Annotated in this window: 18 protein-coding genes; 13 read left to right on the top strand and 5 right to left on the bottom strand. The window is 41.9% G+C overall.

The window, feature by feature from the left end; translation table 11 throughout:
- Positions 1-176 precede the first annotated feature (176 nt).
- On the bottom strand, positions 177-545 hold the full coding sequence (locus tag ACE38W_RS10295; protein ID WP_375830605.1) for a PepSY-like domain-containing protein: 369 nt from the start codon (positions 543-545) through the stop codon (positions 177-179).
- A gap of 354 nt (positions 546-899) precedes the next feature.
- Here ACE38W_RS10295 and ileS point away from each other — a divergent pair, with 354 nt between their 5' ends.
- Positions 900-4,226 (top strand): isoleucine--tRNA ligase, encoded by a 3,327-nt coding sequence (ileS, locus tag ACE38W_RS10290; RefSeq protein ID WP_375830604.1) that lies wholly within the window; start codon positions 900-902, stop codon positions 4,224-4,226.
- Between the two features lie 6 nt (positions 4,227-4,232).
- A complete protein-coding gene (locus tag ACE38W_RS10285) occupies positions 4,233-5,276 on the top strand; it encodes a TraR/DksA C4-type zinc finger protein (protein WP_375830603.1) in 1,044 nt (347 codons plus the stop codon).
- Positions 5,277-5,385: 109 nt separating this feature from the next.
- Here the strand turns inward: ACE38W_RS10285 and ACE38W_RS10280 are convergent, their stop codons facing one another.
- Entirely contained in the window at positions 5,386-6,903 is a 1,518-nt protein-coding gene (locus ACE38W_RS10280) for a glycosyltransferase (RefSeq protein ID WP_375830602.1), read from the bottom strand.
- A 191-nt stretch (positions 6,904-7,094) separates the two neighbouring features.
- On the bottom strand, positions 7,095-8,927 hold the full coding sequence (locus tag ACE38W_RS10275; protein ID WP_375830600.1) for an ABC transporter ATP-binding protein: 1,833 nt from the start codon (positions 8,925-8,927) through the stop codon (positions 7,095-7,097).
- Positions 8,928-9,138: 211 nt separating this feature from the next.
- Here ACE38W_RS10275 and rbfA point away from each other — a divergent pair, with 211 nt between their 5' ends.
- On the top strand, positions 9,139-9,537 hold the full coding sequence (gene rbfA / locus ACE38W_RS10270) for a 30S ribosome-binding factor RbfA (RefSeq protein ID WP_375830599.1): 399 nt from the start codon (positions 9,139-9,141) through the stop codon (positions 9,535-9,537).
- 42 nt (positions 9,538-9,579) lie between these two features.
- On the top strand, positions 9,580-10,806 hold the full coding sequence (locus ACE38W_RS10265; protein WP_375830598.1) for an ABC transporter permease: 1,227 nt from the start codon (positions 9,580-9,582) through the stop codon (positions 10,804-10,806).
- 75 nt (positions 10,807-10,881) lie between these two features.
- Here the strand turns inward: ACE38W_RS10265 and ACE38W_RS10260 are convergent, their stop codons facing one another.
- Positions 10,882-11,718: a transketolase gene (locus ACE38W_RS10260; protein ID WP_375830596.1), complete on the bottom strand. Its 837-nt coding sequence runs from the start codon at positions 11,716-11,718 to the stop codon at positions 10,882-10,884.
- A gap of 166 nt (positions 11,719-11,884) precedes the next feature.
- Between ACE38W_RS10260 and ACE38W_RS10255 the strand changes: the two genes are divergently transcribed.
- Positions 11,885-13,030, top strand: a complete 1,146-nt coding sequence (locus ACE38W_RS10255; protein ID WP_375830595.1) for a glycosyltransferase family 4 protein — start codon at positions 11,885-11,887, stop codon at positions 13,028-13,030.
- Between the two features lie 126 nt (positions 13,031-13,156).
- Positions 13,157-13,720, top strand: coding sequence for a ribosome recycling factor (frr, locus tag ACE38W_RS10250; RefSeq protein WP_375830594.1), 564 nt, complete (start codon positions 13,157-13,159; stop codon positions 13,718-13,720).
- Positions 13,721-13,815: 95 nt separating this feature from the next.
- Here the strand turns inward: frr and ACE38W_RS10245 are convergent, their stop codons facing one another.
- Complete coding sequence (locus ACE38W_RS10245; protein ID WP_375830593.1) at positions 13,816-14,691, bottom strand: DMT family transporter; 876 nt, start codon at positions 14,689-14,691, stop codon at positions 13,816-13,818.
- Between the two features lie 109 nt (positions 14,692-14,800).
- Here ACE38W_RS10245 and ACE38W_RS10240 point away from each other — a divergent pair, with 109 nt between their 5' ends.
- The 7 genes from ACE38W_RS10240 (at position 14,801) to ACE38W_RS10210 (ending at position 20,434) form a co-directional block, all read left to right on the top strand.
- Positions 14,801-15,547: a PPK2 family polyphosphate kinase gene (locus tag ACE38W_RS10240; RefSeq protein ID WP_375830591.1), complete on the top strand. Its 747-nt coding sequence runs from the start codon at positions 14,801-14,803 to the stop codon at positions 15,545-15,547.
- Positions 15,548-15,621: 74 nt separating this feature from the next.
- Positions 15,622-16,053: a large conductance mechanosensitive channel protein MscL gene (gene mscL / locus ACE38W_RS10235; protein ID WP_375830588.1), complete on the top strand. Its 432-nt coding sequence runs from the start codon at positions 15,622-15,624 to the stop codon at positions 16,051-16,053.
- Positions 16,054-16,146: 93 nt separating this feature from the next.
- On the top strand, positions 16,147-17,094 hold the full coding sequence (locus tag ACE38W_RS10230) for a DUF3078 domain-containing protein (RefSeq protein ID WP_375830587.1): 948 nt from the start codon (positions 16,147-16,149) through the stop codon (positions 17,092-17,094).
- Between the two features lie 91 nt (positions 17,095-17,185).
- The gene (locus tag ACE38W_RS10225) at positions 17,186-17,977 is read left to right on the top strand and encodes a segregation and condensation protein A (protein WP_375830585.1); all 792 of its coding nucleotides are present in this window, start codon (positions 17,186-17,188) and stop codon (positions 17,975-17,977) included.
- 22 nt (positions 17,978-17,999) lie between these two features.
- Positions 18,000-18,875: a helix-turn-helix domain-containing protein gene (locus ACE38W_RS10220; RefSeq protein WP_375830584.1), complete on the top strand. Its 876-nt coding sequence runs from the start codon at positions 18,000-18,002 to the stop codon at positions 18,873-18,875.
- Positions 18,876-18,974: 99 nt separating this feature from the next.
- Positions 18,975-19,847, top strand: a complete 873-nt coding sequence (locus tag ACE38W_RS10215) for a pirin family protein (protein ID WP_375830582.1) — start codon at positions 18,975-18,977, stop codon at positions 19,845-19,847.
- A 59-nt stretch (positions 19,848-19,906) separates the two neighbouring features.
- Positions 19,907-20,434: a YceI family protein gene (locus ACE38W_RS10210; RefSeq protein WP_375830581.1), complete on the top strand. Its 528-nt coding sequence runs from the start codon at positions 19,907-19,909 to the stop codon at positions 20,432-20,434.
- Positions 20,435-20,479 lie beyond the last annotated feature (45 nt).

Here is a 20,479-nt window from a genome sequence, read left to right as displayed (position 1 = left end):
TATAAAGTCGCCTCGCCTCCGCGGGGCGACTTTTTTTTACTCAATACCTACTTTTCCTCAATAGCTTTTGACTAAAAAAAGAAAAGCGCCAGTGGCGCTTAAAAATGAAAAAACCCCGCCCAAAAGAGCAGGGTCTGTCCTATTTATCCCTATACCTATGAAATACGAATTTAATGCTATTCAGTGATGGTGCCTGCGTCGTTCAGTAGCACTGCCTTATCTGCACCATTATTCTGAATATTAACCTTGTAGTAGGCAGCAACATCTGCCCTTTCAATTTTCCAGCCATCTTTAATAGTGGCAGCCGGGTATTTTGTTTTCAGTGTTGTTGCCACTGATTCCGGCAGGTTTTGTGCGTCGTATTCGCTTTTGGTCGCTACCCAGCTTCCATCCGCGTTATACTGCGCAACAGTCTTTATATTATCTTTCAGGAAACTAACGTTCCAGAGTCCAGCACTAGTCTTTGTCCACTTGGCGTCAGTTGTACCTGCAAAATTCTGTTCAAAAGAGCTTTTAACTGCCACCGGAGCTTCTACAACTTTCACTGTAGCAGTTTTTGTTTTCTTAACTGATTTTTTTTGCTGTGCAAAAGTTATGCCGGAAGAGACTAAGACCGCGCAAATAATTAACGTCAACTTTTTCATAAAGAATGATATGGTTTTGCGTTGGGTTAAATTAATTACAAAGGTTTCTCAATTCCTCCTCTCTGACACCAAAACAATGCCAAAAACGCAAAATAAGGACTCTTTATTGTAAATTACTAAAAAAAGAACAAAAAAAGTTGAAATAACTGCGATTTTAAGAAACTAACGGCTTCTCGTCCCAGCCTATTTTATTAACTTCGCACAATTTTAATCAATTATTGTATCATATAACATCAAAGGACGGGGAATTGTTTTATGTCCAGCAAATATCAGGAATATAACCAACTGAATTTACCTCAGATAGAGAAAGATATACTCCAGCAATGGGAGCTCCGACGGGCTTTTGAGAAAAGCGTAGAAGTTCGTGAAGGTGCTACTCCCTTTGTATTTTATGAAGGCCCTCCAAGCGCAAACGGATTACCTGGTATTCACCACGTAATTTCCCGTACCCTGAAAGACCTCGTATGCCGTTACAAAACCATGCAGGGGTTCCAGGTAAAAAGAAAAGGCGGCTGGGATACACACGGGCTGCCTGTTGAATTAGGTGTGGAAAAAATGCTGGGTATCACCAAAGAAGATATCGGTAAGAAAATTTCTATTGCTGATTATAACGATACCTGCCGACGTGAAGTTTTAAAATACAAAGACAAATGGGATGAGCTGACCCAGAAAATGGGTTACTGGGTAGATTTGAACGACCCATACATCACATTCGACAATAAATACATCGAATCCCTCTGGTGGGCACTTCAAACCCTCTATAAAAAAGGATTACTCTATAAAAGCGTAAGTATTCAGCCTTACTCTCCTGCCGCTGGTACTGGCCTTAGCTCTGCTGAGCTGAACATGCCAGGCACCTACAAGGATGTAAAGGATACTACCGTGGTAACTATGTTCAAGGCCATCAAAGCTGAAAACTCCCAGTTCCTGTTCAACGCAGCAGGCAACGACGAAGTTTTCTTTCTCGCCTGGACAACCACCCCATGGACCTTACCTTCCAACCTCGGTTTGACTGTTGGTGCTAATATAGATTACGTACTTGTAAGTACTTTCAACCAATATACCCATCTGCCAATCAATGTGATAATGGCTAAAGTGCTGTTACACAAGTATTTCAAGGCAGAAGGAGAAAACGCAGACTTTGCTGAATATAAGGAAGGCGACAAGGTGATCCCTTGGAAAATACTTAGCACTTTTAAAGGTAAAGACCTGGAAAACCTCCGATACGAGCAGCTGCTGCCTTATGCACAGCCAGAAGAAGGAGATCCTTTCCGCGTGCTGATCGGCGATTTCGTTACTACAGAAGATGGTACCGGTATCGTTCATACTGCCCCTGCTTTTGGTGCAGACGATAATCGTGTAGGTAAAAAATATGGTATTGGTATCCTCACACTGGTTGATAAAGCCGGTAAATTCACAGATAACGTAGGAGAATTCTCCGGCCGTTATGTGAAGAATTATAAAGATGATCCTGATTACAAAGATGTAGATGTGGATATCGCGGTAAAACTGAAAAAGGAAAACCGCGCTTTCAAAGTAGAGAAGTATGAACACTCCTATCCACATTGTTGGCGTACCGATAAACCAGTACTGTATTATCCGCTGGATGCATGGTTCATCAAAACCACTGCAGTAAAAGACAGGATGATAGAACTCAACAAAACGATCAACTGGAAACCTGCATTCACAGGTACTGGTCGTTTTGGCAACTGGTTGGAAAACATGGTAGACTGGAACCTGAGCCGCAGTCGCTACTGGGGTACTCCACTGCCTATCTGGCGTACGGAAGATGGTACCGAAGAGAAATGTATCGGTAGCATCGAAGAACTGAACACCGAAATCCGCAAAGCCAACGAAGTGCTAGGTGGTGATGTGAATAAGTCATATCTGCATGAAGGTATCCTGGACCTGCATAAACCTTATGTAGATGATATCATCCTGGTAAGTGAATCAGGTAAACCGATGCATCGTGAACCAGATCTGGTAGATGTATGGTTTGATTCAGGTGCAATGCCTTATGCGCAACAGCATTATCCTTTTGAAAATAAAGAAGCAATCGACGGCCGCACAGCGTTCCCTGCGGATTTCATTGCTGAGGGTGTGGATCAGACACGTGGATGGTTCTACACATTGCATGCACTGGGTGTAATGCTCTTTGATAATGTAGCATTTAAGACCGTTGTTTCCAATGGTCTGGTGCTGGATGCACAGGGTATGAAAATGAGTAAGCGCCTCGGTAACGTGGTGAATCCATTTGAAACTATTGCACAGTATGGTGCCGATGCTACCCGCTGGTATCTGATCACCAATGCATCTCCATGGGATAGTCTCAAGTTTGATGTGAAAGGTGTGGGTGAAGCGCAGCGTAAATTATTCGGTACACTGTATAATACATATAACTTCTTTGCTATGTATGCAAACCTGGATAATTTCACATTCAAGGAAGCATACATCCCATTGGAAGAACGTCCTGAAATTGACCGTTGGATCATTTCCGTATTGAATTCCCTGGTGAAAGAAGCGACTGGCTATTTTAACGACTATGAGCCGACGCAGGCGGGCCGTGCTGTAGAGCGTTTTGTAGACGAGCACCTGAGTAACTGGTACGTGCGTTTATGCCGTCGCCGTTTCTGGAAAGGTGAATACGAACATGATAAGATTAGTGCATATCAGACCCTGTATGAATGTCTGGAGAAAGTGATCCAGCTGATGGCACCGGTATCTCCATTCTTTACAGACTGGATGTTTAACAATCTGAATAGTGTGACAGGCCGTAGTAAGGCAGAGTCTGTTCACCATACAGATTTCCCTGTGGCAGAGGTGGCAGCGATCGATCCGGATCTGGAAGAAAGGATGCAGTTGGCGCAGGATATATCATCTTTGGTATTGAGTTTACGTAAGAAGGTGAATATCAAGGTTCGCCAACCGTTGCAAAAAATCTTGATTCCGGTGGCAAATGCGCACCAACAGGAACAGATTGCTAAAGTGGGAGATTTGATAAAAAGTGAGGTAAATGTCAAAGCAATTGATTATCTTACAGAAACTGCTGGTTTTATCAAGAAAAAGATTAAACCAAACTTCAAATCTCTCGGGAGTAAGATGGGGGCGAAAATGAAATCTGTTGCAGCCGTTATCGGCGCCTTTACAGATGCAGATATTGCCACTATCGAAAAGGACGGTCACTATGTATTGCGTGTGGATGGAGAGGATTTACAAATCCAACTCTCTGATGTTGAGATCATTTCCGAAGATATACCTGGATGGACAGTAGCGAATAAGGGTGCACTGACAGTAGCGCTCGATATTACTATTACACCTGAGTTACAGGATGAAGGTAATGCGAGAGAGCTGGTAAACCGTATTCAGAAAATCCGTAAAGACAGTGGTTTTGAACTGACTGACAGAATTGATGTAAAAGTAGCGGTGGTAGACTCTCTGAAGTCGGCGATTATTAACTATAATGACTATATTTGCACGGAAATTTTGGCAGATAGCTTGGATTTAGTAGCGATGCTACAAGATGGTACAGAAATCGAGGTAAACGACCTCAAATTCAATGTATTAGTTAACAAAAAAAGCTAATCCCCCATGGCAACAAACAAGAAGGTTGCTAGCAAATCGACCCAGAAGGCAGCGGCGCCAAAGCCAGCAGCGAAAAAAGCATCGCCATCAAAAAAGGCAACTGCTCCTGCACCGGCAAAAAAGGCATCACCCGCTCCCAAGAAGGCAGCAAGTATAAAAACTGCTGCGAAAGTTGTAACGCCAGCGGCCTCCAGTGCCAAAAACGAAGCTAAAAAGCCAGCGAAAGCGGCAGCTCCGGCAAAAGCACCTGTTGCCAAAAAGGCTTCTGCCCTCCAAAGCAAAGCACCATCCGTCAAACAAAATGTTGCTGTACCTGCAAAATCGACCGTAAAAAAAGAACCTGCTGCAAAGCAGCTAGTGGTGACCAAAAGCGTTTCCGCTGAAACAAAGAAACCATTAATTTCTAAGTCAGAAGAAAAAGAACTTAAAACGATGGCAGTAAAGAAAGCAGAAAAGGAACAAGTTGCTAAGGAGAAAGAATCCACAAAAAAAGCAGCGGATAAACCAGTTGTAAAAGCTGAAAAGTCAGTAAAAGCGGAAAAGGACAAAACCGTGAAACCCGAAAAAACTGAGAAAGCCGAAAAAACTGAAAAGAAAAGCGGCAAAGCTGCGCTGGTGGCTTACCAACCTGAATTTACCAAATCTGTACTGGATCAGCCAGAACAACCCACAGGGCCGGTATTTAGGTATAGTGATGCCGACCTTCAGGAATTCAAAGACCTCATTCTTAAGAAACTGGAAGCAGCTAAGAAAGAATTGATTTACCTGCAAGGACTTATCACTCGCAAGGACGAAGCTGGTACTGATGATACTGAAAATAAATACATGAGCATGGAAGATGGTAGCGGCTCCCAGGAAAGAGAGCAGCTTAACCAAATGGCCAGCCGTCAGATTCAGTTCATCGACCACCTTGAAAAAGCATTGGTACGTATCGAAAACAAGACTTATGGAATCTGTCGCGTAACCGGCAAATTGATCGATAAGGCTCGTCTGAAAGCGGTACCTCATGCAACCCTTAGCATCGAAGCCAAATTGGCTAAAAGCAAATAAGCTTTAAACACGCATAAGCGTAAAAAATAAAGCGCCCTTCCACATTAGTTGGAAGGGCGTATTGTTTTTTAGGGACTGCTGATCAATGGCAGTTCTATCTGGAAAAATTTTAGACACGCTTTCTCTCCTCTCCCCTGTTTCTCATCGCCAGATATATCAATCCTGCTGCACCCAATCCCATCAAACTCCCAATACCAATACGCTTGGCTTGGCGCTTATCGATTTTTACAGGAGGTATCCTTAATTTTTTCTTTTCTACAGAAACATCCGGAACGATTTCCAATAATGGCTGTAATGAAAGTCCCGTAATAATTTTATCAGCAATCTTTTCTACAGCTGATCGTTGATATTGTGGACAAAATGCAACACCTATCCCCGCATGTACCAATAATTGTTCGTCTTGCTTACCATCTCCCACATACACGATATTCTGTGCATGAATGCCATATTCTGCAGTGATATAGTTGAAGAGATGTAGTTTATCGTAAACATCATCTTTCACAAAATAATCCGCCGCTGTAAACACACCTGTCGAAATACTATTGACCAATTGAATTTTATTGGCAAAGACGAAATCCATTCCCAGCTTGTTTTTGATATGACGTGCTACACATCCATAGCTGTCGGTAATCATACCACATACATAGCCACGTCGTTTCAATTCTTTCACCACTGCTGCAATGCCTGGAACAATCGGGATCGCATCTGCTACTTCCAGTAACTCCGCCAGGTTCCTGTCTTCAAATAAAGCCGTAATCTGTATCATGCGCTCAATAGGATCACTAACGCTGGCCTGTATACGCAGATAGGTAGACTCTTCATCAAAGGCTATTGCTGCCCAATGAAGATAATCCTGTGTAAATACCGCATGGTCCATATTGAAGATGACCATCTTCTCCATCTTCTCAATAGATTCAAGAATAGAATATTCCATTTGTTCCCTGATCACATTGATGTTACCTAGTGTTTCCAGGTTTTCTGAAGGAATGTTTTCTGCTTTACGAAGAATGGTACGTGATACTTCTCTCGACATCTTGCTTAGCTGTTCCCATGTTTGCATTGCATTTTCCACTTTACCTATATTGGCTTCGGTAATACGTGCGCCTTTTAGGTGTACATCTATTAACAGGCCTATGTCTACACCATAATCGTTTTCAAAATGAACGCTGGACAGTAATGATTTACGTGCTGCAATCATACCACTAAGTGGCTGCTGAAAATGTGCGAGCTCAGGAAACAAGATACTAAGCAGCGGCTTGGCCACTAATTGTGTGACCCTGCCAGCCTGCCTTTCAAAGTAGGATTTGACGAAATCAGCTTCGTCTTTTTCAATAGGAATGGTTAATAAGTCTACAATATTTTCTGGGTAGGTCAGGATGTCTCCGTCTACATAGGCAATGATGTCTCCCTTAGCGGCCATCATCCCTTCCCGCATGGATATACCTTTGCCTCGCTGGCTACTGGTAATTACCCGAACATCTTCTTTCATAGCTTCTGCTACAGTGTTATCGGTTGAATTATCATCTACTACGATAATCTCAATTTTACGGGATGTCTTCTTTATCGTTTTAATAACCTGGCGTATGGTAGTGCCTTCGTTTAATACAGGAATTACGATTGAAATCATAGGAGTTCGCTATGTTAAAGGTTAATAAAATAAAGCTGCAAAGAGCTGGTTGGCATTATCAATAGGACGTATAACAAAAACGAGGCCATAACCGGCCACTGAAGCGAGTTTGCAATTATTAACCTAAACAAAAAAACGCTTCAGGTAAATCCTGAAGCGTTTTACATATATGCATTATCGTTAGATGTACATTATTTGAATTCCTGCATCTCTACTAAGCGTTTGTAAATACCACCTTTAGCAAGCAGTTCGTTATGATTACCTCTTTCCACAATTTCGCCTTGCTCCATAACAATAATTTCTGAGGCATATTGAATGGTACTTAGCCTGTGTGCAATTACAATGCTGGTGCGACTTTCCATCAGTTTGTCCAATGCACCTTGTACGAGTTTCTCTGATTCGGTATCAAGTGCAGAAGTAGCTTCATCCAGGATCATAATAGGAGGATTTTTAAACACTGCTCTTGCGATGGTCAGGCGCTGACGCTGGCCACCACTAAGTTTCATGCCACCGTCGCCGATGTTGGTATCATATCCATTTTCGAGATGTTCAATGAATTCGTGCGCATTGGCAATCTTTGCCGCGCGTATAACATCTTCTTTATTCGCATTTGGATAACCGAACGCGATATTATTGAATACGCTATCATTGAACAGTATAGCCTGCTGAGAAACAACGCCCATCAGGCTGCGCAGGTCTTCTACTTTCAGATCACGTACATCATGGCCATCTATCTTAATAGCGCCACCTTGTACATCATAGAATCTTGGGAGAAGATCGGCCATGGTAGACTTGCCGGCGCCACTACGTCCTACCAATGCAATGATCTGACCTTTTTTAATTGTCAGGTTCACATTTTTAAGAATAGGTTGCTGTTCGTAGGAGAAATTGATGTTATCGTAAACGATTTCGTTATTGAAATCTTTGATCGAATCCGCATTTGGTTTCTCTGTTATAGCAATAGGTGCATCGAGTACATCAAAGATTCTTTCGCTGGATACCAGGCCTTTCTGGATGGTTGTAATAGCGGTAGAAATATTCTTCGCTGGTTGCATGATCTGTGAATAGAATACAAGATAAGTCATGAATACAGCACCCGTCAGTACAGGACTTTCGCCGATCACAAGGCTACCACCGTATAATATCAGAATAAGAATAACTGCAACACTGAGGATTTCAGTGATGGGAGATGCCAGCTCTCTTTGGTTGTACATGGATCTACTAATACCAATGAATTCGGAGTTGGCATCGCCGAATTTTTTGCGCATAAAACCTTTTGCACCGAAAGCCTGAATGATACGTATCCCACCAATGCTTTCATCAAAAATACTTAACACCCTACCCAGTAAGGTTTGGCTGAAATGTCCTTTCTGCTTAAGTTTTTTGCTGATGTAAGAAATGATAAATCCAGAAATCGGGAAATACCAGATGGTAAACAATGTCAGTTTTGTTGACAAGAAAAACAATGCAATGAAATAAGCAATGATGATAAATGGATCACGAAGAAATACCTGTATAGAGTTGACCACGTTTGATTCTATCTCCTGTACGTCACTCGCCATAATGGTCAATATCTCTCCTTTTTTCTTATCGTGGTAGAACGAAAGTGATTGTTCAGTCAGTTTTGAATAGAGATCATCACGGACTCTTCTGAGCATGGTCATTCTCAGCCGAACAATTACGCGGGCGCTCATATATCGGCCGAAGTTGGCGATAAAGGTACAGCAGCCAATAAATGCACCTACGAAAACGAGGGCTTGCATCTTATCCCTTACAATAAAAGTACTGAGGTGGTATTTAAAAAGGGCTATAAAATAGTATATCGAAAATTCGAAATGTGGCTGAATGAGGTTTTTGGCAGCTTCTTCCGGGCTTACCTTATCAAATAATAAGTTGAGTAATGGTATGAGTGCTGAAAAATTGGCCAGACCGAAAATAATACCGATAATAGTATAGATCAGATATTCGGGCAGGTAATGATGCAGCGGGGTAGCATATTTTAATAATCGCTTAAACGTCTTCATTCCTGTTGCTTTAATCTTAATTTTTAAGAACAGGCAAAAATAGGATAATATAGTAGAAATGAGAGGCGACAGCTTGAATTCGGGTTATTCTTTCCCGGAAATGGTTAATTTCGCGTCATAAGAGGTGTAAGAGCTTAGGTGTGGTTTGGGATTTTGGGACAAAATGGTTATAATCGTATAGTCCCGTTTTTTAACGAAAAAATTGATTGACATGCAGGAAACAAAGCGCCAAAAACAAATAGGACAGCTGATACAGGAGGAATTAAGTGGTATATTTCAACGCATGGGTTTCAATGTGTTGGAAGGAGGAATGATCTCTATAGCAGCGGTAAAAATGACTCCTGACCTGCTGGAAGCCAAGGTATATCTGAGCATGTTTCAGATAAAGGACAAGGACGGAATGCTGGACCGTATCAATGAGCGTATGGGCGAAATCCGCAAATTGCTGGGGATGCGGGTAGGTAAGCAGCTGCGCCGGGTACCTGAACTGACCTTCTTCCTGGATGATACCCTGGATTATGTGTTTAAGATGGAAGAGTTATTTAAGAAGATAAAAGAAGATGATTCTAATATCAAAGGAAATAACGATACAAAAAACGACACAAAATAATTAGAGCCCCTCTTCCGTAGAGGGGCTTTTGGCTTGTAATATATGATCTGGCAATTTGCTTCCCGTTACTTTTGGGCCAAGAAATCGACCAATGCTATCAATATCATTGCCTGGGTGAGTGTAGGTGCGATTGCTGTAGGGGCCGGGGCACTGATAGTGATTTTGAGCGTTTTTAACGGTTTTGAGGGTCTGGTGAAATCCCTTTATTCTTCTTTTTATCCTTCCGTAAAGGTTGCTCCTGTTTCAGGAAAGACTATCAAACTGGATGCTACCCAACTTGGAGGTATTGCAAAGACACCTGGTGTATTTGCTTATGCTGCCGTGGTAGAAGAAAAGGCGGTGATCCGTTATGCGGATGACCCAACAATTGCCATTCTGAAAGGGGTAGATAGTAATTATAACAAGGTCACCGATGTTAAGAACAAGATAGTTCGCGGTTCGTTTGACACTGGCGATGATGAAAATGGCTATGGGGCTGTCTTAGGACTAGAGTTGGAAGGTGCGTTAGGCGTAGATGTGGTACGTAGTATCGCTCCCGTTACGGTGTATGTACCAAGACGAAGCGCAACATCATATACCATCCCTGAGGAAGCCCTGAACAGTGGGATCGTTTATCCTAAGGGTTCTTTTGCTATTCAGCAGGAGTTCAACAGCAAGTATGTGATCACAAACATTGCCTTTATGCGGAAGCTGCTGGAAATGGGGCCGGATGAGATGTCTGCCCTGGAAGTAGCCGCTAAGCCAGGTGTGAGTGAGGATGAATTACGTGACCGTCTGAAACGTTTATTGGGCCCAGGTTATAAGGTGCAAACCCGATTCGAACAAAATCAATCATTATATGCGGTGATGATTACCGAGAAATGGGCGGTATATATCATACTTAGCTTTATCCTGGTGATTGCGGCTTTCAATATGATCGGTTCATTATCCATGTTGGTTATAGAGAAGCAAAAAGATATTACCATCCTAAAGGCCATGGGCGCACGCCGTTCTTTAATTATGAAGATATTTTTGGCTGAAGGGCTCATCATTGCCGGCTTGGGAACATTGATTGGTTTTGCGTTGGGAGTAATATTTTGTCTTGTTCAGCAGCATTTTGGCTTAATAAAGTTGGGTGGGGATTCATTTCTCGTAGATGCGTATCCGGTAAGTATGCATATTGGAGATTTTATGTTGGTATTTGTAACGATTATGGTGATAGGCTTGCTGGCTAGTTGGTATCCTGCCCGTAAAGCGGCCAATGAAATCATTGCTTTAAAAGCGACTTGATAAGAAATAATATAAATGAAAAAAGGCGTCTTTACTCTGTAAAGACGCCTTTTTTTATGTTGATAGATAACGTTATTAGTAATCACCTAATGTTTCAGGCAGCTGAGCTAATGCTTTAGCCAGTTGTTCGTCGTTAGGGGCGATACCATGCCATTCGTGGTGGCCTTCCATGAAGTCAACACCTTGTCCCATTACGGTTTTCATGATGATACAGATTGGTTTGCCCTGACCAGTGAGGCCTTTAGCTTTTTCCAGTGTAGCAACCACTTCGTCCATATTATTACCGTCCATATGCAGTACGTGCCATCCGAATACTTCGAATTTAGCGCCGATATCACCGAGGCCGGCAACATCATTTGTTGTACCATCTATCTGTTGACCATTTGCATCAATGGTAATGATCAGGTTATCCACTTTGTGGTGCGGAGCGAACATTGCTGCTTCCCAGATTTGTCCTTCCTCGAGTTCGCCATCTCCATGGAGAGAGAACACGAGGTGTTTATCGCCATTCAGTTTTTTCGTTAGGGCGGCACCGATAGCAACGCTCATACCCTGACCCAGAGAGCCGGAGGCTACACGAACACCAGGAAGATGTTCATGGGTAGTTGGGTGACCTTGCAGGCGGGAGTTCAACCTACGGAAAGTGCTCAGTTCAGCTAACGGGAAGTAACCGGAACGGGCCAGTACACTGTAAAATACCGGAGATATGTGACCATTCGATAAGAAAAACAGGTCCTGGTTTTTACCGTCCATATCAAATGGAGAAGGTTGGTGGTCCATTACCTTGAAATAGAGTGCTGTGAGGAAGTCGGTGCAACCTAAGGAGCCACCTGGGTGACCACTTTGTACAGCATGTACCATTCGTACGATATCTCTTCTTACTTGCGTGGCTATATCTTGAAGCTGTGGCATGATAGTTGTAATTTTATGAGCCGCAAAACTAATAGAATTTCATAGAATTGAAGCTGTTGAATGTTTTTTTTGCGAGCCCAAAATATCACAAAATCTTTATTTTTTCAGCGATTCTTTTCACATTTCATTGAAATTAATATCTTTGCAACTCTAACCCCCCTATTAAATGGAGAATGTATTAATTGCTACCGTCCTAAGTTTTGTTGTTACCTATTTTTCAATTCCAATACTCATCAAGGTTGCGGAATTAAAACATCTCTACGACGAACCGGACGAGAGAAAGGCTCATAAAAAGAGAATTCCTACATTGGGAGGAATCGGATTTTTTTCCGGTTTCATCATTGCCGCTACGGTATGCGTACCTATGCTGCAAAACTCTCCTTTCCAGTACATGATGGCTGCTTTCTTTATCATCTTCATGGTTGGTTTGAAAGATGATATCGTAGGTCTCTCTCCTCTCAAAAAACTGATAGGTCAATTGATGGCTTCATTTGCCATCGTATATCTGGGAAATATCCAACTGACAAACATGTACGGTTTCCTGGGCATATACGAACTTCCGCCTAGTATCAGTCTCATGCTGACGTATTTCACCTTTATAGTGGTTATTAATGCCTTCAATTTGATCGATGGGGTAGACGGTCAAGCAGGTAGTATAGGCTTACTGGTTAGTGCGTTGTTAGGTGCATATTTCTTACATGTAGGCGAAATCACTTATGCTGTGCTGGGGTTTGCATTGGCGGGTGGTCTGGCAAGTTTCCTTATCTACAACATCTCTCCTGCAAAAATATTTATGGGTGATACTGGTTCCCTGCTGATTGGGTTAGTAAATGCAGTACTAGTATTAAAGTTCATTGATGTAGCTGGTAACCCTGCCGGTAAAATGCCAATTGGCTCTTGCCCAGGTGTTGCCTTCGCTATTCTGATCGTACCTTTATTTGATACACTCCGCGTATTTACAGTGCGTATGCTGAATGGAAGATCTCCATTCTCTGCAGACAGAAATCACATTCATCACTACTTACTTGATCTAAAGCTGAATCATAAACAGACAACTCTGGTTGCTGTAACTGTTAATGCCATCTTCATTGCGGTGGCGTTTGCCCTGCAATCTATCGGAACAACGGCTATGGTAATGGGCGTGATTGCCTCAGCTATGATTCTTACGGCCATGTTATATATTGTTCGCAAACGCCGTCTGGCTGCTATTCAGCCGATACTTGCGCCTGCCGCAGAAGCGGTGGTAGCTACTGCCGCTGCACAGGCGAAAATCCTGAAGGTGAGCACAGAAGGTATCTTACAAGATAAATAGATAATATTATAATATATCTGAAGGGTCTCTACCGCGTAGAGGCCCTTTTTTAATAGGTTAATTAAGGCCTCTCTTTGACGATTAAAAGAAAACCTGTAGGTTTGCACGCACTTAACTACTTTTGTTATGCAAGATGATCTAACGCTTATCCTTGATGATGCAACAGACTCGATGAAGAAAGCAATCGGGCACCTGGAAGTGGAACTGACTAAAGTCAGGGCTGGTAAAGCCAACCCACAAATCCTGGATGGTATCAATGTTGATTACTATGGTGCTGCTACTGCACTGAACCAGGTGGCAAATGTGGCTATTGCTGATGCGCGTACCCTTACCATACAACCTTGGGAAAAAAATATGCTTCAACCAATTGAAAGAGCGATCATCGCCGCTAATATTGGTTTGAACCCTCAAAATGATGGTGTTATCATTCGCCTCTTCCTCCCTCCTTTGACAGAAGAAAGAAGGAAAGAGTTTGTGAAGAGAGTAAACAATGAAGGTGAGCAGGCTAAAATTGCCATCCGCAATATTCGTCGTGATGCGATCGAAGCAATCAAAAAATTGCAGAAAGACGGTCTGAGTGAAGATACCGCTAAAGATGCCGAAGCAGATGTTCAGGCTATGACTGATAAAAATATCATCGTTATAGATAAGCACTGTGAAGTCAAGGAAAAAGAAATTATGTCTATCTAATCTTAACAGATTATCTCAAGACATAAAAAAAATAAAAAAAATACCCGGACTTACACAGTCCGGGTATTTTTTTTATAGCGCTTGCTCTCTTTTTATCAGGCTTTCTTTGCCCTGTTTACCAAGAATACCCCGAAGAGAATAATGAACATACATAAGATTTGTAACCAGGTAATTGGTTCATTTGCCAGAAAGCCCCATCCCATTGCTACTATCGGTAACGCATATGTGACCATAGATGCAAACATGGCCCCTGCTCTGCGTATCAGCAGATAAAATAATACTGCCGCTACTCCTGTTCCCATTACACCTAGCACCAAACCTGCTGAAAGAGAGCGCCATGGCGCGTTTTCAGTGGTGAACTGCTGAAAAAAGCCCGTAAATAAAAGAATGGGCAAAGTAAATAGTCCGCAGAAAAACATTGCAATAGATCCCAACTGTAAGGAAGCATAACCCTTCAGATGATGATGCACCAGGCTGATATTAGCACCATAACTCACTGTAGCAACAATAACAAGCAGGCCATAATACCAGTATTCATTAGCAGCAATTCCCTTGTTCATGAATAACAATACTACCCCTAACAGACCTACGCAAACACCTGTTAGCTGTGCTTTCATGATCGGTGCCTTGTAAATCAGGAAACCTGCTAATAGCGCCATCAGTGGTGTCAATGAATTCAATATACCAGCAAGTGAACTGTCGATTTTAGTTTCTGCAAGACAAAAAAGAAAGGCTGGAATACCATTCCCTAATAGTCCTGAAAGAATGATAATAGGCAGTTTGTTGATAGGTGTCTGACGTAAATATTTGGGCAAAAATGGCAGCAATGCTACGCCCGCCGCCACTAATCTTAAGCTGGCCACCTGGTAAGGACTGAATGATTCCAGCCCGATTTTCATCAATATGAAGGAGCTACCCCAGGTAAGCGACAATAGCAGAAATATACCCCAATTGGCGATTCGTTGGTTCAAGGAGGAGAAATTTAAGCAGCAAAGTTCCGATTATTTCTGCAAAAGATTGGTGATGCACTCAACAGATCCGGGTTGTTTTTGTTAAATTTAATCATAAGAATGCATAGCCATGGGTAAAATCAAGCTCGCAGATATCAGCACTACAGCTCCAAAAAAAGCAGATAAAGAAAAGCTCAAAGCAGCAACCAAAGAGATCTTACTGGAACTCGACGAATTACAAAACCTCTTATATGCAGAACATAAGCATAGCGTGTTAATGGTGATCCAGGGAATGGATGCCAGCGGAAAAGATGGGGTGATTAAGAACGTTACAGGTACATTGAATCCACAGGGATGTACCGTCCATTCCTTTAAGACACCTACCAAGGAAGAATCTGATCACGACTTTTTATGGAGAGTCCATCAACAAACGCCCGGAAAAGGCATGATACAGGTGTTTAACCGTTCACATTACGAAGATATCCTGATACAAAGAGTGCATAAATGGATCGATGATAAGATGGCCTATAAGCGCATGGATGCTATCAATGATTTCGAGAAATTACTGGCCGTACATGGAAATACGCAAATATTGAAATTCTATTTGCATGTATCGCGTGAGGCGCAACAGCAACGGCTTATAGAGCGTACAGAAGATCCCAGAAAGATGTGGAAATATAATGAGCAAGATCTGGAGGAAGCCAAACTGTGGGATAAGTATATGTCTGCCTACGAAGATGCGCTCAATAACTGTAATTATATACCCTGGATGGTTATACCGGCAGATCAAAACTGGTATAAAGAATATCTTATCGCAGTAACGTTAAGGGATACACTGAAATCTTTGAAGATGAAATATCCACGTCTGAAGAAATAATAGCTTGTTAATGAAGGTGTTCCGCATTTTATATACTAATTTCGTTCTAGATTTAACCACTTAAACCTTGCATTATGTCATTCATTAAGGAGTTTAAAGAATTTGCCTTAAAGGGCAATGTAATGGATCTTGCTGTGGGTGTGATTATTGGAGGAGCTTTTGGAAAGATTGTTACATCGTTGGTAGATAATTTGCTGATGCCTTTAGTTAGCGTATTTCTCAATGGCGCAAATTTCACAGACAAGTTTCTTGTCATTGGCCATTCGGATGGTAAAGATTACGCAACGCTTGCTGAAGCAAAAGCACATGGCCAGAATGCTTTCGCCTATGGCGCCTTTTTACAAAGTGTGTTAGATTTTGTCATCATTGCCTTCTGTATCTTCTTAATCGTGAAAGGAATGAATAGGCTGATGAAGAAAAAAGAAGAAGCCCCTGCTCCTGCTGAACTGACTACCCAGGAGAAATTGCTGACAGAGATCCGCGATACGCTCAAATCAAAAAATTAATTTCCTAACTAATATTTTTGTGCCTGCTACTTCTTTTTAGAAGCAGCAGGCATCATACGTTTATTATTAATCCTAATGAGTAAAAACAAATTGATGAGAAAATTTACTTTATCCATTGCCTGCTGCCTGATGATCTTTACAATGACAGCACAAGCACAAAATGACTGGATGAAGACAGATCGTGAAAGTGCCGCCAAAAAACTTAAAGCCAGAGATGCGAAAGATACTATCCCTAAGTTATGGGATAAGGGGCTAAACCTGAATATCAATATCAACCAGGGATCATTGAGTAACTGGGCTGCGGGTGGTGACAACTTCTCTTTCTCTCTTGGGTCAACAGTATTTGCATGGGCTAATTACAAAGAAGGCCGAAGAGAATGGAGCAATGTTGCAGATCTGGCTTATGGTTATATTAGTACCACCAGTTTGGGTAGCCGCAAAAGCGACGACCGTATAGACCTGACCACCAAGTATGGTTATGATATCGGGAGAAACTGGTACGTTAGTGGATTAGTGAACCTCCGTACGCAGTTTACAGATGGTTATCTGTATACAGATACCTCTCATACATTTTCCTCTACTTTCTTCTCTCCTGCTTATATCCTGGTATCTCCAGGTTTTGATTACAGGCCAAATAAGGAGTTCTCCCTGTTTTTATCGCCTATCACAGCGAGATTTGTAACAGTATTTAATAAGTATCTGTCTAACCAGGGTGCATATGGTGTGGATACCGGCAAAACAGTGAAATATGAAATGGGTGCTTATTTATCAGCCAATTATATTAAAACGATAGGAAAAAATATTGCCTATAAAGGCCGGCTGGACCTGTTTTCGGACTATCGCCATAATCCGCAGAATATAGACGTATTCTTTACTAACGCGTTGGAACTGAAGGTGAATAAGTATATCTCCGCTTTACTGACCTTAGATATGATCTATGATGATGATGTGAAAGTATTTAAGAATAAGGACACTGGGGTGATGGGGCCACGACTGCAGATTAAGCAGGTGATTGGCGTCGGGTTTGCCGCTAAGTTCTAATTCGCCGGATTTTTGTTATTTTTGATATGTACAGCAGCAGAATTGTGTCCTAAAAAGACGCCTGCTGCTGTTCACAATTAAACAGATATACGTGACTGAGCAATCGACATACAAAATTGTACTACCACAGTTTGAAGGGCCATTTGACCTGCTGCTGTTCTTTATTGAACGCGATGAACTGGATATTTACAATATCCCGATCAATAATATTACGCAGGACTTTTTGAGCTATATCCATCAAATGGAGGCTTTGAACATAGAGCTGGCCAGTGAATTCATTTTGTTCGTGTCGACGCTGATGCGTATCAAAGCTAAAATGCTGCTGCCTCGTAAGGAGCTGGATGAACAGGGGAATGAAATTGATCCTCGCTTAGAGCTGATTGATAAAATCCTGGAATATAAGCGCTATAAGCAGGCTGCCATCGAACTGGCCGAATTGGAGGCCGACAGGATGCTGGCCATCAAACGTGGTAATATCCAGAAAGAGCTGGCTGAAATCGGGGAGGCTACCAGTGAAGGTACTGAAGTGCAAACACTCACACTTTTCAAATTGGCTAAAACCTTTGAGAAGGTGATGCAGCGCATGAAAGAGCGCGATAATAAGCCGCAACATGTGGTGTACAAATATGATTACACCATGGAAGGCTCCAGGATGTACATGGAAGAACTGGCAAGAGCCGAGCGTACATTGTCTTTCGAGAAGATCTTCGATCATTGTAAAGACCGTGTGCATGCTATTTTCCTGTTCCTTAGCATGTTGGAATTAGTACAAATGAAACACCTGACCATAATGGTCGGTGAAGGCAGAAATAATTTTATTATTGATTATATAGATCCTTCCAACAGGGAGGAAGAACCCGCAGGAGTTGTTATAGATGGCTGATAAACGTGGAAAAATAGAAATCTTGTCCTTACCGGAATACAATCACACTAATCCTTCTTTTATAGTATCAGGATTGTGTGAATTAGGTGATAGCTTTTTTGAGCAGATCGGAAAAGCGCATCGCCATGATTTCTATACGATATATTGGATTAAGAAGGGCAAATTGCGCCATTCTATTGATTCTGTATCGCACGAAGTAAAAGATAATACGCTCTTCTTCCTTGCGCCAGGACAAGTACACAATATTCAATCCAGCGAAAAAATTGAAGGTTATATGATTGCCTTCCAGGATTCGTTTATGTGTTTACGTGATCAATCGCAAACCTCAGCCATTAAATCCAGCTTATTTTTCAATAGCCAGTTTAGTTCTGTTATCCAGCTATCAGAGAGTGATACCGAAGATTTTGATTCCGTGATTAAGCTGATGATGAAGGAGTTATCCTTGCAGGAACCAGACTTTGATACCGCTTTGCATGGATTGCTTCGGTATTTCCTGGTGTTGGCTTCCCGCGTAAAAGGAGAAAGCGTTATTGCTACCAATGAGCAACATGCTGCGCATAATAGTTCTATCTTCCTGAAATTCAAGAACTTAATTGAAGAAAAATACACGGAGTTGAAGAATGTGTCAGATTATGCCAATCTTCTATATATAAAACCAGTATTATTAAACGAGATCAGTAAACAACTTTCTGGTATCACTGCCGGGGAGCATATTCGTAACAGGGTCATCCTGGAAGCGCAGCGCTACCTACACTTTACCGACCTGACAGCCAAGGAAATAGCCTACAAGCTTGGCTTTGAAGATCCTCATTATTTCAGTCGCTTCTTTAAAAAATACACCAACCAGAGCCCTTCTGAGTTCAAAGAAGCTGCTAAAGCTGTGAATACACAGTCATAAATCCCCTTTTCTTAAAAAAGTCCATTACTAGCTGAAATTTATCCATTCCAAATAGATGTTGTCACACGTAATTTTGTATTGTCTTAATCGGAGGACGATATGAAAACGATAAAACATGTAACGAACATTTATAAAGCACCTGCACCTCATATGGTGGGCGATGGTTTCAGGGTACATAGTGTACTTCCAGGTGGCACCCGTAATGAGAATAATAAGGTGAGTCCTTTTATCCTGATGGATTATGGCGCTCCTTCTTACTTCCCTCCTACGAACAGGCCTCGTGGTGTGGATCAGCATCCACATAAGGGGTTTGAAACGGTGACAGTAGTGTACCAGGGTGCATTGGAACACCGCGATTCTACCGGTAGTTATGGTAAACTGGCTCCTGGAGATGTACAGTGGATGACTGCTGCGGGCGGTATTGTGCATGAAGAGAAGCATGAAACTGAATTCAGCAAAAAAGGTGGAAAGGTTGAAATGGCGCAATTGTGGGTGAATCTGCCGAAGGCTTATAAAAATATTCAACCACATTACCAGAACCTCACTAAAGCAGAAATACCAGTAGTAGCGATATCTGCAAACAGTTATCTGCGTGTGATTGCTGGTGAATACAATGGCCAGAAAGGTGCTGCCAGCACTTATTCTCCTGTAAATGTATTTGATGTGCAATTGAAACAAGGAGATAGCGTAACAGTTTCTTTCCCGGCACACTTCAATACCATGGCGGTTTTGATGCAAGGTAAGGCTGAGTTCAACGGTACTGCCGCTAATGCAGTGGAAACAGTATTCTTTGACCAGCAAGGTACAGACATCACTATTACCGCAACAGAAGATGTATCACTGTTGCTGTTAAGTGGTGAACCAATCGATGAACCCATCTTCGCATATGGTCCGTTTGTGATGAATAACGAAGAAGAAATTGAATCGGCTATCAATGATTATAATGCCGGTAAAATGGGCTTCCTCAGCTAATAAGTAGCATAACTAATTATCTATAAAAACAATTATTAATACTCAAAATTTTAATTAATATGACAACCTGGAAAATTGATCCTTCTCACAGTGATGTACAATTTAAAGTGAAACACCTGATGATCACAACAGTAACTGGTCAGTTTGGTACTTTCGATGCTACCATGCAAACCAATGGTGATGATTTCAGCAATGCCACTATTTCTTTTGAAGCAGATGTTAACAGCATCACTACTCAGAATGCACAGCGTGATCAACACCTGTTACAAGGTGATTTCTTTGAAGTAGAGAAATTCCCTAAACTGTCTTTCGTATCTAAAGAAGTGAAGAAAATCGATAACGAAACTTATAAACTGATCGGTGATCTGACTATTCGTGATAATACACGCCCTGTTGAACTGAACGTTGAATATGGTGGTGAAGTAATTGATCCATGGGGCCAGACCAAGGCTGGTTTTGAACTGAGTGGAAAAATTAATCGTAAAGATTTTGGTCTTACTTTCCACGCTGTAACTGAAGCTGGTGGCGTAATGCTGAGCGATGATGTGAAATTGCTTGCTAGTGTGCAGATGGTTAAACAACAGTAATATATTTTGAAACAGTCTCTGTTTTAGAGACTGTTTTTCCTATTA

This window comes from Chitinophaga sp. Hz27 (genome assembly GCF_042263525.1).
GTDB lineage: Bacteria > Bacteroidota > Bacteroidia > Chitinophagales > Chitinophagaceae > Chitinophaga.
This window is presented reverse-complemented; position numbering and strand designations above follow the sequence as displayed.